Raw genomic sequence first — 14653 nt, forward strand, 5'->3', positions numbered from 1 at the left:
GTCACTTCGAGGCGTCGGAGGGGCGGTCGCCGCCGCTCCTGCCGAAGATGATCCCGAACGTGACGCCGAAGGCCGCGCCGACCCCGACCCCCAGCGCCAGGTTGTCCATCAGCAGCCCGAGCGACGCGCCCAGCGCGACGCCCGTTCCCATGCCCAGCGCGATGCCCCCGGCCGCGCGGGCGCCGGCGGGGTCGCCGCCGCTCCGCGGTGTGTTCTCCATGGTGTTCCCCCGTTCCTTTCGTCCTTCGGTCAGTCGACCTCGGCCACCGCTTGGGCGAACTGCGCCTGGTACAGGCGCGCGTACGCGCCTCCCGAGGTCAGCAGCTCGTCATGCGTGCCCTGTTCGACGAGGGAACCATTCTCCATCACCAGGATCACGTCCGCGTCGCGGATCGTCGACAGCCGGTGCGCGATGACGAAGCTGGTCCGGCCGTGCGCGAGCCGGGCCATCGCCTTCTGGATCAGCACCTCGGTGCGGGTGTCCACCGAACTCGTCGCCTCGTCCAGCACCAGGATCACCGGGTCGGACAGGAACGCCCGCGCGATGGTGATCAGCTGCTTCTCGCCGGCGCTGACGCCCGTGCCCTCGTCGTCGATGACGGTGTCGTACCCGTCCGGCAGCGTTCGGATGAACCGGTCGGCGTGCGCGGCCCGCGCGGCCTCCTCGATCTCCTTCCGCGTCACCTCGCGGCCGGCGTCCGCGCCGTACGCGATGTTCTCCGCGATCGTCCCGCCGAACAGCCACGTGTCCTGGAGGACCATGCCGATCGACGAGCGCAGCTCCTCGCGCGACATCCGGGCCACGTCCACCCCGTCGAGCAGGATCCGGCCGCCCGTCACCTCGTAGAACCGCATCAGCAGGTTCACCAGCGTCGTCTTGCCCGCGCCGGTCGGGCCGACGATCGCGACCGTCTGACCGGGCTCCACCTTCAGCGACAGGTCCTCGATGAGCGGCCGCTCCGGGTCGTAGCGGAACGCGACCTTCTCCAGCGACACCGCGCCCCGCAGCTCGGCCGGCCGCTCCAGCGCGGGCGACTCCGGCTGCTCGTCCGCGTCCAGCAGCTCGAAGACCCGCTCGGCGGACGCCACCCCGGACTGCACCAGGTTCGCCATCGACGCGACCTGCGTCAGCGGCATGGAGAACTGCCGCGAGTACTGGATGAACGCCTGGACGTCACCGATGGACAGCGACCCGGAGGCCACCCGCAGGCCACCGACCACCGCGACCAGCACATAGTTCAGGTTCGACACGAAGAACATCAGCGGCTGCATGACCCCGCTGTTGAACTGCGCCCGGAAACCCGCCTCGTACAGGTCCTCGTTCTGCTCGCGGAACTCGGCCGCCGACTCCTCCTGCCGGCCGAACACCTTCACCAGGGTGTGCCCGGTGTACATCTCCTCGACGTGCGCGTTCAGCCGGCCCGTCGCCTTCCACTGCTGTACGAAGTGCGGCTGCGACCGCTTGCCGACCCGCGTCGCCACGACCACTGACAGCGGCACGGTCACCAGCGCGACCAGCGCCAGCAGCGGCGACACCCAGAACATCATCACCAACACGCCCACGATGGTCAGCGCCGAGTTGATCAGCTGCCCCATCGTCTGCTGCATCGTCTGTCCGATGTTGTCGATGTCGTTGGTCGCCCGGCTCAGCACCTCACCGCGCTTGGCCCGGTCGAAGTACGACAGCGGAAGCCGCTCCAGCTTCGCCTGCACGTCCTCCCGCATCCGGTACACGGTCCGGTTGATCACCCGGATCGACATCCGCGTCGACACCAGCATCAGCAGCCCCGCCGCCACGTACACGGCGAGCACCAGCAGCAGCACACCGCCGACCGCGTCGAAGTCGATGCCCTGCCCCGGCGTGAAGTCCGCGCCCGCCAGCATGTCCGCGAGCCCGTCGTCCCCCTTGGCCCGCAGCGCCTCCAGCGCCTGCTCCTTGCTGACGCCCTCGGGCATGTCGCGCCCGACGACCCCCGCGAACACCAGGTCCGTGGCCCGCCCGAGGATCAGCGGACCCACCACCGACAGCGCCACACTGGCCACCACGGCCAGGATCATCACCCACAGGGTGACCTTCTCCGGCGCCAGCTGCCGCAGCAGCCGCCGGAACGAGCCCTTGAAGTCCATGGAGCGGTCCCCGGGGCCGCCCCCCGCCGCCATCATCCGTCCTGCCGGACCGGCCATCAGGCAGCCTCCGCCTCGGTCAGCTGGGAGAGCACGATCTCCCGGTACGTCTCATTGGTCTGCATCAGCTCGTGGTGGCGGCCCGACCCCACCACACGGCCCTCGTCGAGGACCACGATCCGGTCGGCGTCCCGGATGGTCGACACGCGCTGAGCGACGATCACCACCGTCGCCTCGGCGGTCTCCCGCGACAGCGCCGCGCGCAGCAGCGCGTCCGTCGCGTAGTCCAGCGCCGAGAACGAGTCGTCGAAGAGATAGATCTCGGGCCGCTGCACCAGCGTCCGCGCGATCGCCAGACGCTGCCGCTGACCGCCCGACACATTGGTGCCGCCCTGCGAGATCGGCGCGTTCAGCCCCGCTTCCAGCCCCCGTACGAAGTCGGCCGCCTGGGCCACCTCCAGGGCCTGCCACAACTCCTCGTCGGTCGCGTCGGGCCGCCCGTACCGCAGGTTCGTCGCGACCGTCCCCGAGAACAGGTACGGCTTCTGCGGGACCAGGCCGACGATCCGCGCCATGACCTGCGGGTCCAGCGTCCGTACGTCCACGCCGTCGACGAGGACCTCGCCGCCCGTCACGTCGAACAGCCGCGGCACCAGGCCCAGCAGCGTCGACTTGCCGCTGCCCGTCGACCCGATGATCGCGGTCGTCTCGCCGGGCCGGGCCACCAGACCCACCCCGTGCAGGACCGCCTCCTCGGCACCCGGGTAGCGGAAGTCCGCGTCCCGGATCTCCAGGTGCCCACGCAGGACCGCCTCCCGCACCGGCGCGACCGGCGGCACCACGCTCGACTCCGTGCGCAGCACCTCCTCGATGCGCTCGGCGCACACCTCGGCCCGCGGCACCATCATGAACATGAAGGTGGCCATCATCACGGCCATCACGATCTGCATCAGATACGCCAGGAACGCGGTCAGCGCGCCGATCTCCATGGCACCGGAGTCGATCCGGTGCGCGCCGAACCAGACGACCACGACGCTGGAGACGTTCACCACGGTCATCACCGTCGGGAACATCAGCGCCATCAGCCGCCCGGTCGCCATCGACACGTCGGTCAGCTCCGTGTTGGCGCCCTTGAACCGCTCCCGCTCGTAGGCGTCGCGGACGAACGCCCGGATGACCCGGTTGCCGGCGATCTGCTCGCGCAGCACCCGGTTCACGGTGTCCAGCCGCTCCTGCATCGTCCGGAAGAGCGGCCGCATCTTCCGCACGATCAGCGACACGGCGATACCGAGCACCGGCACCACGGCCAGCAGCACGCCCGACAGGGGCACGTCGAGGCCGAGCGCCATGACGATCCCGCCGACGCACATGATGGGCGCCGACACCATCAGCGTGAACGCCATCAGCACCAGCATCTGCACCTGCTGGACGTCATTGGTGGTGCGGGTGATCAGGGTCGGCGCCCCGAATTGGCCGACCTCACGCGCGGAGAAGGACTGGACACGGGCGAACACCGCCGCCCGCACGTCCCGCCCGAGCGCCGCGGCCGTCCGCGCGCCGTAGTAGACGGCGCCGACGTTGCCCGCGACCTGGACGACGGAGACGGCGATCATCAGCGCGCCGAACGTCAGGATGTAGCCGGTGTCCCCCCGCACGACACCGTTGTCGATGATGTCCGCGTTCAGTGTGGGCAGATAGAGCGTGGCGCTCGTCTGCACGAGTTGCAGGAGCACCAGCAGGGCTATGGGCCGTTTGTACGGCCCCAGATGGTTCCGTAGTAGTTGAATGAGCACGGTTTCCACTATCGCCCGCGACCCTGCCCCGTTACGACCGACTTTCCAGGCGTCGCCACCGCTCCGCTAGGAGCTGAACGCCCCCGGGTGCAGCTCGTCGCGCGTCGCGATGAACTGCTGGCGCACCGCCTGGCCCACCGCCAGCTCCTCGCCCGGCTCGAACACCTGCGCCGCCGCGCCCTGCCACGCGGGCGGCGCCTGCGGCGACAGCGTCCCGTGGGCCACACCCAGCGCCCACGCCGCCTGCCGGGCCGCGCCCAGCGCCGCGTAGTCCGCCGGCTGCGGTACGACGACCTGCGCACCGAAGATCGCGGGCGCCGCCGCCTGCACCGCGGGCAGCCCGGCGGCCGCCCCCAGCAGGAACACGCGCCGCACCTCCACACCGCGCCGCCGCAGCACGTCCATCGCGTCGGCGAGCGCGCACAGCATGCCCTCGAACGCGGCCCGCGCCAGGTGCTCCGGCTTCATCGACTCGCGCCGCAGCCCGCTCAGCGTTCCGGCGGTGTGCGGCAGCCGCGGGGTGCGCTCACCCTCCAGATAGGGGAGGAGCACCAGACCGGAGGCGCCCGGCGTCGACTTCAGCGCCAGCGCCGACAGCTCCTCCAGGCTGTCCACGCCCAGCATCTCCGCCGTGCCGCGCAGCGCACGCACCGCGTTCGACGTGTGGACGACCGGCAGGTGCAGCCCCGCCGCGTCGGCCAGCGCCGTGATCATCCCGTCGGGGTCGGCCGGCGCCTCGTGGTGGACGGCCATCACCGAACCGGACGCGCCGAGCGACACCACCGCGTCCCCGAGCCCCAGCCCCAGCCCCAGCGTGGCGGCCATGGTCTCGCCGGTGCCCGCGGAGATCAGCAGCCCCTCGGGCGTCATGCCCGCGGCCTCGGCCGGCCCCAGCACCTCGGGCAGAGCGGCCTGGTGGCCCAGCGCCAGCTCCACCAGATCCGGCCGGTACGCACCGGTGGCCGGCGACCAGTAGCCCGTACCGGACGCGCCGCCCCGGTCGGTGGTCCGCCGCGCCGGCCGCCCCAGCAGCTGCCACACCAGCCAGTCGTGCGGCTGGAGCAGCGCCGCGACCCGCTGCGCCGGCTCGGGCTCGGTGCGGGCCAGCCACCGCAGCTTCGCCACCGGCTGCGCCGCCTGCGGTACGCAGCCCACGGCGTCCGCCCAGGCCTGCCGGCCGCCCAGCGCCTCGACCAGATCGGCGGCCGCCACCTGCGCCCGCTTGTCGTTGCCGACCAGCGCGGCCCCCACGGGGGTGCCCTGCGCGTCCAGCGGGACCAGCCCGTGCTGCGCGGACACCCCGATGGCCTGCACGCCTTCGAGGAGGCCGCCCGTCGCGGCGTCGCCCAGCGACAGCAGCCACGCCTGCGGGTCGACCTCCGTGGCCTTCGGGTCGACGGGATGCGGGGCGTACCCCTGGCGCAGGACGGCGCCCGTGTCCGTGTCGCAGACGACGATGCGCGTGAAACCCGACGAACTGTCCAACCCGGCGACTATCCCCATGGAGATAGATTCTGCCGCACTCCGCCAGGTATCCGGCCCCTCCTGGACCGGGGCCGGACAGCGGCCTCAGGTGTTGCTCGTGCCCCAGTCGTCCTCGGCCCCCTGACCACGGTCCCGCAGGGAACGCACCCGCTCGGCGACGGCCTCGGGCATCCGGTCCCCGACCGTGTCGCTCACCACGTGATAGGCCCTTCCGGCCATCTGCCGCCCGGTCTGCGCGGCCGTCTCGGCGGCGTTGCGGACGGCCGGGTTCTCGGAGAGCTGCCGGGCGGACTTCCTCAGCTGTTCGTACCGCTCGCGCCCGGCGCGGGTCCCGAGGACGTATCCGACGGCCAGGCCGACGAGGAACGTGAGCTTGTACCGCATGGCTGCCACCCTTCCGTAGGCGTCGGTGCCGGCCGCCTACCCGCGGGGGGATGAGATCACCCGTGGGGCCGCGGGGATACCGATTGGCGGAGCACCCCCCTGCTTGCGCTAATGTATGTGTCGCAGCGAGCGGCCGCCCGCCCGGAACACCCCGGGTAGGTACGTTCGGTGCAACGCAGCAATCCCCTGTAGCTCAATTGGCAGAGCAGCCGGCTGTTAACCGGCAGGTTACTGGTTCGAGTCCAGTCGGGGGAGCGCGATCCCCTGTAGCTCAATTGGCAGAGCATTCGGCTGTTAACCGGAGGGTTGCTGGTTCGAGTCCAGCCGGGGGAGCACTGACGAGAGAGGACCTACGGGTCCTCTCTCATTTTTTCGGCTGATCCGGAACCGGGCAGGGGTCGCCGACAGTCCTCAAGGGCGTGCGTTGCCGACCATCCGAGGCAAGAGATCGTATGAGCGGCTATGCTGCGGCAGACGGCGCGCACAAATGTGCGCGACGCGCCGCGAGGGGCGGTAGCTCAGCCGGTTAGAGCAGCGGACTCATAATCCGTCGGCCGTGGGTTCGAGTCCCACCCGCCCCACTCTGCGGTGATTGCGCAGGAACGTTTCTACCTGCGGAAACTTGAGAGCGGGGGTTGCCACGCGGGCGTGGCGACCCCCGTTCATCCGTTCAGGCCAGGATTCAGGGGCCGCGAGAATGCGCCGAGCGCTCGAACGAACAGACTCTCCCGAACGTTCGTCGTCCGGCTGATCACCATCTCTGTCGAAAGGCAGAGTCCCGCATCGGTCCCGAGGTGGACGTCCGCCTGCCCGACGCTCTCGATACTGGATGCTGTGCCCCTCCTCAGCCGTTTCCGTCGTTGCGTCCAGCCCGGGAGTGATGTTCCGGCGCGGCCGGGAGGATCCGGTCGGGTCGTTGGGGAGACGGCTGGTGTGGCGGTGGCCGCCCTGTGTCTGTGGGCGGTCGCCGTGCGGCTGTGGGACCTGCCGCACGCCGGGGTCCAGCTCTTCGTGATCCCGGTCGCCGTCGCGGTCTTCCCGCTGCGGCGGCGTTGGCCCGACGCCGCGCTCCTGGTGCTCGCTGTCCTGGCCGGGGCGGCCGCCGTGGTCGGCCCGGTGACGGCGGCCGCCGCGTACACGGTGGCGATCGGTACGGTCCGTCCGCGCCATCGGGTCCGGCTGCTGGGCGGGGCCAGTCTGTCGATCACGGGGGCCGCGACCGCGGCCGGCACCTCGATCGGCCCCGGCTCGGTCGCTTACGGCCTGGAGCTGGGGTTGGCCATGGCGGTGACCGCCGTGGTCGTACCCGGCCTGGTGGGGACGGTCTCCGGGCAGCAGATCCGGCTGCTGCGGGCGTTGCGCGAACGCGGGGACGCCGCTGAGCGGGCCCGCCGGTTCGCGGACGGTGAAGCCCGCCTGCACGAGCGGTCGAGGATCGCCGCCGAGATGCACGACCTGGTGGGCCACCGGCTCAGTCTCGTCTCCCTGCACGCCGGCGGTCTGGAGCTCGCCCTGGCCAAGGCCGACCCCGAGCTGCGCGAGGAGGCCGTGCTGGTCCGCCGCACCACCCGGGACGCGATGCGCGAACTGCGTCAGGTGCTCGGGGTGCTCGGCCCGGTCGGCCGGGACACCGGGTCGGACGCGTTCACCGACGCCACCGGCACCCGGGCCGACGTCGCGGCGCTGGTCGCGCAGTCCCGCGGCGGCGGGATCGCCGTGCGGTGGGAGTGGAGCGGCCCCGACCTCGACGTGCGCCCGGCGCAGGTGCGGCGCGCGGTGCACCGGGTGGTGCGGGAGGCCCTGACGAACGTGCACCGGTACGCGGCGGCGTCCCATGTCGCCGTTCGGGTCGAGCACGACGACCGGACGGTGCGTGTGACGGTCCGCAACGGCGCGTCCCCGGCCCCGGCCACGACGCCGCGCGAGGCGGGGACGGGGCGCGGCCTGCCGGGCCTGCGCGAGCGGGTCGAGCTGCTCGGCGGAACCTTCGAGGCCGGCGCGTTGCCGTCCGGCGGGTTCCAGGTGGTGGCGGCCGTCCCCGCGGAACCGGCCGATGCCGTCGTGAGGAGACCGGCCGCGGGCGACACGGCAGCCTCCCCACCGGATGGGGTCGACGATGACGCGTCGGCGCTGTCGCGCGGTCCGCGTATCGCCGGGGCGTTGACGTTCGGTCTCGGTGCGGCGGCACTGTGGGTGCTGATGTCGCTCGCGATCAGCATGGTCTACAGCCAGCCGCGAGGCTCGACCCCGCCTCCCGAGCCGCGCCTCGGCATGACGTACCAGGAGCTGAAGGGGGTGTTCGACAGCCCGGCCGTGCGCGCCGCGGCCACCGGACACGAACCGCCGCGCCCCGCCCGGACAGCGGGCTGCGTCTACCCGCCCGCCGGGTCCGGTCCCCGGCCCGGCGCCTTCACCGTCACCCGCTACTGCTTCGACGCCGCACAACGCCTCATCGCCATCGACCGCTTCACCGTCCCGTCCGTACGGGACGCCCCGCCCTGGGAGACCCCATGACCCGGCCCACCGAGCCGATCCGTGTCCTTCTCGCCGACGACGAGGCCATGATCCGGCACGGGGTCCGGCTGATCCTGCGCCATGCCGAGGGCATCGACGTGGTCGCCGAGGCCGCCGACGGACACGCGGCGGTCGAGGAGGCGGCCGCGCACCACCCGGATGTGGCGCTGGTGGACATCCGGATGCCGGTGTGTGACGGGCTCGCCGCGATCGCACCACTGCTCGCCCTCGACCCCGCGCCGCGCGTGGTGATGCTGACGACCTTCGGTGATGACGACAACGTGGTGCGGGCGCTGCGGGAAGGTGCCGCCGGGTTCCTGCTGAAGGATGAGGGACCGCAGGAGCTCATCAGCGCGGTACGGGCGGCCGCTGCCGGTGACGCGGTGCTCTCGCCGGGCGTGACCGGGACGGTGATCTCCCGGATGCTGCGGTCCGGTACCCCGCAGGACGCCGGCGGCGCGCTCGCGGACGAGCGGATCGCCCGGCTCACCGGCCGGGAGAGGGAGGTCCTGGCGATGCTCGGCCAGGGGCTGTCGAACCAGGACATCGCCGGGCGGCTCGGCATCGGGGTCGGCACGGTGAAGACCCACGTGGGCGCGATCCTGGACAAGACCGGTTCGGTGAGCCGGGTCCAGGCCGCGCTGCTGGCCCACCGCACCGGTCTGGCCTCCTGACGCAACGGCCCACCGGGCCGTCCCGCATCCGCGCCCGGCCGCCGGTGACGTTCCGCTCCGCTTCCCCTCAAGACGGAGTTCGCCCGGCCTGTCCCTGACCTTCGGCAGAGACAGGCCAGCGGAAGCCGCACCTTCGACAGAGGTCGACTACCGCCTCCAGCACGACGTTTTCGCAGTTCAGGGCCGCGACGATGGATGCGCCCCCGGCTCGCGGAACAGCTCGCGGGCCGTCGCACCCACGACGGAGGCTCCATGTCGCGCACGTTTCCTTCCTCCAGCACCGCTCTCACCGAGCCGGCCGCCTGCGGCACCGGCCTGACCAAGACGTACGGGAAGGGGGAGGGCCGGGTCACCGCGCTGGACGCGGTGTCCGTGGAGTTCGCGCGGGGCCGGTTCACCGCCGTCATGGGCCCTTCCGGCTCCGGCAAGTCCACGCTGATGCACTGCATGGCGGGCCTGGACCCGGTGACCTCGGGGTCGGCCCGGATCGGCGGTGTCGAACTGTCCACACTCGACGACCGGCAGCTCACGGAGTTGCGACGGGAGAAGGTCGGCTTCGTCTTCCAGGGCTTCAACCTGCTGCCCACCTTGACCGCGCTGGAGAACATCCTCCTGCCGCTGCGGCTGGCCGGCCGCCGGCCCGAGGCGGCGTGGCTGGAGACCGTCGTCGCCACCGTCGGCCTCGCGGGCCGGCTCGCGCACCGCCCGACGCAGCTTTCCGGCGGCCAGCAGCAGCGCGTCGCCGTGGCCCGCGCCCTGGTCTCCCGCCCGGAGATCGTCTTCGCCGACGAGCCGACCGGCAACCTCGACTCCCGTTCCGGTGCGGAGGTGCTGGGCTTCCTTCGCGACTCGGTGCGCGAACTCGGCCGGACCGTGGTGATGGTGACCCACGACCCCGTGGCCGCCGCCTACGCGGACCGAGTGGTCTTCCTCGCGGACGGTCGGCTCGTCGACGAGCTGCACGACCCGACCGCCCACGCCGTGCTCGACCGGATGCTCGCGTTCGAGGGCCAGGGCCGCGCCACCTGACCGTATCGATCAGCTCGCCACCGCTCTCTCCGCCACTCTCCGAAAGCCCGCCATGCTGCGAACAGCCCTGCGCAACGTCCTCGCGCACAGAACCCGACTGATCACGACCGTGCTCGCGGTCTGCCTCGGCGTCGCGTTCATCACCGGCTCCCTGGTCTTCGCCGACTCCACCGCCGCCGCCTACCGCGCCGCCATGTCCCGCGACTATGAGGACATCGCCGTCAGCGTGACTCCGACATACCGTCCGGGCATCTCCGGCACGGAGCAGTACGGCGCCTTGGACGACGCCCTGGTACGCAAGCTGTCCACCGTTCCAGGCGTCGCCTCTGTCCGCCCGGCGGCCGACGGTTCGGTCACCCTGTCCGCCAAGGACGGCACACCGATGCGGGCCGACAGCATGATGGGAAAGTTCGGTGCCGCCTACATCCCCGGTGCGGACGGCAAGGACAGCCGCTACCCGCTGACGGCCGGCCGCGCCCCCCGCGACAGCGGTGAGGTCGCACTGGACAGGGGCACCGCGGCCGACGCCGGCTACGTACTGGGCGACACCGTCACCCTCGCCAAGGAGGGACCGGTCCTCAAGAAGCGCCTGGTGGGTCTGGTGTCCACCGACGACAGCCGAGTGAACGCCGGCGGCACGCTGGCCGTGTTCGACAAGGCCACCGCCCAGAAGCTGCTCGCCGCCCCGGGGCACTACAACCAGATCGACCTGGCCGCCACGCCGGGCACCAGCCAGTTCGAACTCGCCGACCGGGTGACCGCCGTCCTGCCGGCCGGCCGCGCCGAGGCCACCACCGGCCGCGCCCAGGCCGACCAGCAGTCCGTCCTCATCGACACCAAGACGCACGGCTACGCGCGGCTGCCCCTGCTCTTCGCCGCTGTCTCGCTGTTCATCGGCACGTTCCTCATCATCAACACCTTCACCATGCTCGTGGCACGCCGCAGCCGCGAGATCGCCCTGCTGCGGGCGATCGGCGCCACCCGCCGCCAGGTGGTCCGCTCGGTCCTCGCCGAGGCGGCCCTGGTCGGACTCGCCGCGTCCGTTCTGGGCTTCCTGACGGGCCTGGGCGTGGCCACGGTGCTGCCGGGCGTGCTGGACACCTCCGGTGACCTGCTGCCCAGCGGGCCGCTGGTGGTCGCCCCGACCACGATCCTTGCCGCGGTCGCCGTGGGGGTCGGCGTCACCGTGCTCGCCGCCTGGCTGCCCTCGCGCCGCGCGGCGCGGATCGCCCCGATCGAGGCGATGCGCACGGCCGAGCAGCCACCGTCCGCCGCGGTTTCCCGCGTCCGCGGCATCGTCGGCCTGGTCATGGTCATCGTCGGTACTGGCCTGTTGTTCTCGCTGAGCGACGCGACCAGCGCCACCGACGACAACCTCCGGACCGCGCTGTTCGGGGCCGGTGTCCTCATGGTCGGGCTGACCGTGTCGGCCCCGCTGCTCGCCGGCCCGGTGATCCGCCTCCTCGGCCGGCTCACCGCCCGCTTCGGCGTCGTGGGCGAGCTCGCCCGCGAGAACACTCTGCGCGACCCGCGCCGTACCGCCGCCACCGCTGTCGCCCTGATGGTCAGCACCGCGCTGGTCTCCGGTCTGGCGGTCATCGAACAGTCCACCCGTCAGGCTCTGGACGCCCAGGCCGCCGCAGGACTGAGCGCCGACTACGTCATCAGCACCCGCGACACCACGACCGCCATCGATGCCGCCGCCATCCGGCGTGTCGCCGACGTGCCCGGTGTACGGACCGCTTCCGCCGTGGCGGATTCCACCATCAGTGCGGGCCCCTACGTCAAGACGATCTCCGGGGCCGACCCGAGGACCGTGGACGACGTGATGAAGCTCCACTTCCTCAGCGGTTCCGCCGAGAGTCTCGGCCCCGGGAGGATCGCCGTCTCCCACAGCTTCGCCCGGGAACACCACGTCACCACCGGCGAGCGGATCGAAGCGCGCATCGGCCCCGGAACCGGCGACCGCGACCGGCCCTACACCGTCGTCGGCGTCTATGAGGACAACCCCACCGCCCAGGACGTCCTCGGCTACCGCACCGAGGTGCAAGAGCACAGCCACCTGCGCGACTCCGTACAGCGCATCCTGGTCCGCACCACCGACGGCGCGGTCTCCAAGGAGCTGGAGAAGCACCTGCGCGCCGCCGTGAACGACAGCCCGCTCCTGAGAGTTCACCACCGCGACCAGCTTGTCCAGGCGCAGGCCGGCGCCGCCGGCGAGTTGATGACCATGGTGTTCGGGCTGCTCGGCATCGGCGTACTGATCTCCGCACTCGGCATGATCAACACTCTCGCCATGTCGGTCTCCGAGCGCACCCGGGAGATCGGGGTCCTGCGCGCCATCGGCATGGACCGCTCCGGCATCCGCCGCATGATCCGACTGGAGGCCGTCTGCGTCGCCGCCTTCGGCACCCTGCTCGGACTGGCCGGCGGGCTGTTCGGAGCGTGGAAGATCAGCGGACTGGCCAACGGCGCGATCCCGCAGTACTCCTTCTCCCTGCCCTGGCCCACCCTCGCTCTCGTGGTCCTGCTCTCCCTCGCCGTCGGCGTGGTAGCGGCCGCTCTGCCCGCCCGACGAGCCGCCGCGCTCACCCCCCTGCGAGCCGTCACCCACGCCTAGCACGCGCCATGCCGGTCACGGACATGCGCTCCGCGTCAATCGGGATCGGGTTCGTCGTGGATGGTCAAGGATCCCGCGAGGTCGAGGTCGGCGACGGTGCCATGTGCCCCGGCGCGGACGAGCAGCACTGCACCGAGCGCGGTACTCCAGAACGTCCTGGCTTCCACGTTGAGCGGTCGACGGGTCCTCCAGCCGCGACTGTCGACGAGCTGGCTCACGAAGCGCTCGGATTGCCGGAACAGCAACCGGAGGTGCTGGTCGACCACGGGGCCGAGTTCGGGCTTGGAGATCCCGGCGGCGAGTGCTCGCGTGACCGACGGGAGCGAGGGCATGGCCAGTACGGCGCGGGCGATGTTGCGCCGAAATGTCGCGGCGTCGGGGGCTTGGCGACCGATGCGCTCAATCCGCCGGGCGTCGTGCAGCAGGCCGAGAAAGGCGGCGTGCACGAGGAGCGAGTCCTTGGAGCCGAAGTGGTAGGTGACCTGATTGGGGAAGACCCCTGCCGCGTTCGCGATCTCCGCGACGCTCACCTCGGCGCCGGGCTGTTCCTTGCAGAGCCGTGCGGTTGCCTCGATCAGACGGCGCCTCGTCGCGCGACCGCGGTCACGCGACCGAGCCGGCGTTGATCGAGCTTCGGTTCGCTTCTTCTCCACACCGGAATTGTATGTGATACAACAAAGGCGTTCGTTTGTATCGCATACAAGAAAGGCTGAGGGGCATGCACCGGACCGAAGTCGTCGTGACCGGACTCGGCGCGATCACACCGCTCGGGGCAGACGTGGCGTCCACCTGGGACGCCCTGCTTGCCGGCGAGTCCGGCATCCGCGGCGGCGTCCTGAGCGGCCACGAAGATGCCGGCCTTTCCGGCACTGTCGCGGGGACGATGGCGATCGACCCCGCCGAGTTGCTGCTGCCGGTGCAGGCCAGGCGGCTGGACCGCGCGCAGCAGGCGGCCTTGGCCGCGGCGGCCGAAGCCTGGGCCGATGCCGGTGCCCCAGAGGTGGACCCGGACCGGCTCGCATCGGCGATCGGTACGGGCATCGGGGGTGTACGGACGCTGTTGAAGCAAGACGACGTACTGGAGTCGGCCGGGGCGCGGCGCGTCTCGCCGCGTACGGTCCCGATGCTCATGCCCAATGCGGCGGCGGCGTTGATCAGTATCGAATACGGTGCACGGGCCGGGGTCTACACGCCCGTCTCGGCGTGCTCCTCCGGTGCCGAGGCGATCGCCCTGGGGGCCAGGCTCATCCGTGCCGGCGAGGCGGACGTGGTGATCGCGGGGGGAACCGAGGCCGCGATCACCCCGATCACCGTCGCCGGCTTCGCCCAGGCACAAGCACTGTCGCGGCACACCGTCGAACCCGCGTCCGCGTCCCGGCCGTTCGCCGCGGATCGCAGCGGCTTCGTCCTCGGTGAAGGCGCGGCTGTCGTGATACTGGAAAGCGCCGAGCACGCCGGCGCCCGGGGCGCGCGCGTCCACGCGGTGCTCGCCGGCGCCGGCATCGCCGCCGACGCTCACCACATCACCGCGCCCGCTGCCGACGGCTCCGGTCAGGTCTCGGCCATGCGGAAGGCCCTCGCGCAAGCCGGTTTGGCGCCCGAGCGGATCAGCCACATCAACGCCCATGCCACCGGCACTCCGGTGGGCGACGTGGCCGAGGCGCACGCGATCGGGGAGGTCTTCGGCCGCGCCACCGTGACCGCCCCCAAGGCGGCGCTCGGTCATCTCTTCGGCGCCGCCGGTGCGATCGAAGCACTCATCGCCGTCCTCAGCGTGGAGCACGGCGTCATCCCGCCGACCCGTAACCTCACCGCGGCCGGCGTCGATCCCGACGTCGACCTCGACGTCGTCGCAGAGCGACGAGACGGCCCCCAGGAGGCCGTCCTCAGCAATTCCTTCGGCTTCGGTGGGCAGAACGTCTCGCTCGTCGTCACCAGCACACGGCACCACGCGTCCCGTACGGCCTCGACGACACCCTGACCCACGCGCACGCACCGTTGTCCGCTTCGGGCAGCGGCCTCGTCCGGGC

The 14653-nt window shown here is 71.7% G+C and carries 11 protein-coding genes and 3 tRNA genes; 8 read left to right on the top strand and 6 right to left on the bottom strand.

Annotated elements, in window-relative coordinates; translation table 11 throughout:
• Position 1 precedes the first annotated feature (1 nt).
• The 5 genes from ABEB09_RS23110 to ABEB09_RS23130 all read right to left on the bottom strand — a co-directional run bounded on the left by ABEB09_RS23110 (position 2) and on the right by ABEB09_RS23130 (position 5786).
• Positions 2–220 carry a glycine zipper domain-containing protein gene (locus tag ABEB09_RS23110; RefSeq protein WP_345691818.1) on the bottom strand — a complete coding sequence of 73 codons (219 nt, stop codon included), beginning with the start codon at positions 218–220 and terminating at the stop codon, positions 2–4.
• 29 nt (positions 221–249) lie between these two features.
• A complete protein-coding gene (locus ABEB09_RS23115) occupies positions 250–2184 on the bottom strand; it encodes an ABC transporter ATP-binding protein (RefSeq protein ID WP_345691819.1) in 1935 nt (644 codons plus the stop codon).
• Positions 2184–3917 carry an ABC transporter ATP-binding protein gene (locus ABEB09_RS23120; RefSeq protein ID WP_345691820.1) on the bottom strand — a complete coding sequence of 578 codons (1734 nt, stop codon included), beginning with the start codon at positions 3915–3917 and terminating at the stop codon, positions 2184–2186. Before ABEB09_RS23120 ends, ABEB09_RS23115 begins: the two co-directional genes overlap by 1 nt.
• Before the next feature lie 66 nt (positions 3918–3983).
• Positions 3984–5420, bottom strand: coding sequence for an FGGY family carbohydrate kinase (locus tag ABEB09_RS23125; RefSeq protein WP_345691821.1), 1437 nt, complete (start codon positions 5418–5420; stop codon positions 3984–3986).
• 66 nt (positions 5421–5486) lie between these two features.
• Positions 5487–5786 (bottom strand): YtxH domain-containing protein, encoded by a 300-nt coding sequence (locus ABEB09_RS23130; RefSeq protein WP_345691822.1) that lies wholly within the window; start codon positions 5784–5786, stop codon positions 5487–5489.
• A gap of 182 nt (positions 5787–5968) precedes the next feature.
• Here ABEB09_RS23130 and ABEB09_RS23135 point away from each other — a divergent pair.
• The 7 genes from ABEB09_RS23135 to ABEB09_RS23165 all read left to right on the top strand — a co-directional run bounded on the left by ABEB09_RS23135 (position 5969) and on the right by ABEB09_RS23165 (position 12623).
• Positions 5969–6041, top strand: a tRNA-Asn gene (locus ABEB09_RS23135).
• A 5-nt stretch (positions 6042–6046) separates the two neighbouring features.
• Positions 6047–6119: transfer RNA gene (locus ABEB09_RS23140), tRNA-Asn, on the top strand.
• A gap of 174 nt (positions 6120–6293) precedes the next feature.
• Positions 6294–6367, top strand: a tRNA-Ile gene (locus tag ABEB09_RS23145).
• Between the two features lie 352 nt (positions 6368–6719).
• Positions 6720–8300, top strand: a complete 1581-nt coding sequence (locus ABEB09_RS23150) for a sensor histidine kinase (protein ID WP_345691823.1) — start codon at positions 6720–6722, stop codon at positions 8298–8300.
• The gene (locus tag ABEB09_RS23155) at positions 8297–8974 is read left to right on the top strand and encodes a response regulator (protein ID WP_345691824.1); all 678 of its coding nucleotides are present in this window, start codon (positions 8297–8299) and stop codon (positions 8972–8974) included. The genes ABEB09_RS23150 and ABEB09_RS23155 overlap by 4 nt, the downstream gene beginning before the upstream one ends.
• A gap of 252 nt (positions 8975–9226) precedes the next feature.
• Positions 9227–10003 (top strand): ABC transporter ATP-binding protein, encoded by a 777-nt coding sequence (locus ABEB09_RS23160; protein ID WP_345691825.1) that lies wholly within the window; start codon positions 9227–9229, stop codon positions 10001–10003.
• 52 nt (positions 10004–10055) lie between these two features.
• Positions 10056–12623 (top strand): ABC transporter permease, encoded by a 2568-nt coding sequence (locus tag ABEB09_RS23165; protein ID WP_345691826.1) that lies wholly within the window; start codon positions 10056–10058, stop codon positions 12621–12623.
• A gap of 35 nt (positions 12624–12658) precedes the next feature.
• On the opposite strand, the gene ABEB09_RS23170 is transcribed toward ABEB09_RS23165, so the two are convergent.
• Positions 12659–13276 (bottom strand): TetR/AcrR family transcriptional regulator, encoded by a 618-nt coding sequence (locus ABEB09_RS23170; protein ID WP_345691827.1) that lies wholly within the window; start codon positions 13274–13276, stop codon positions 12659–12661.
• Between the two features lie 65 nt (positions 13277–13341).
• Here ABEB09_RS23170 and ABEB09_RS23175 point away from each other — a divergent pair, with 65 nt between their 5' ends.
• The gene (locus ABEB09_RS23175) at positions 13342–14604 is read left to right on the top strand and encodes a beta-ketoacyl-[acyl-carrier-protein] synthase family protein (RefSeq protein WP_345691828.1); all 1263 of its coding nucleotides are present in this window, start codon (positions 13342–13344) and stop codon (positions 14602–14604) included.
• The last annotated feature ends 49 nt before the right edge of the window (positions 14605–14653 follow it).

This window comes from Streptomyces coeruleoprunus (assembly GCF_039542925.1).
GTDB classification, from domain to species: Bacteria; Actinomycetota; Actinomycetes; order Streptomycetales; family Streptomycetaceae; genus Streptomyces; species Streptomyces coeruleoprunus.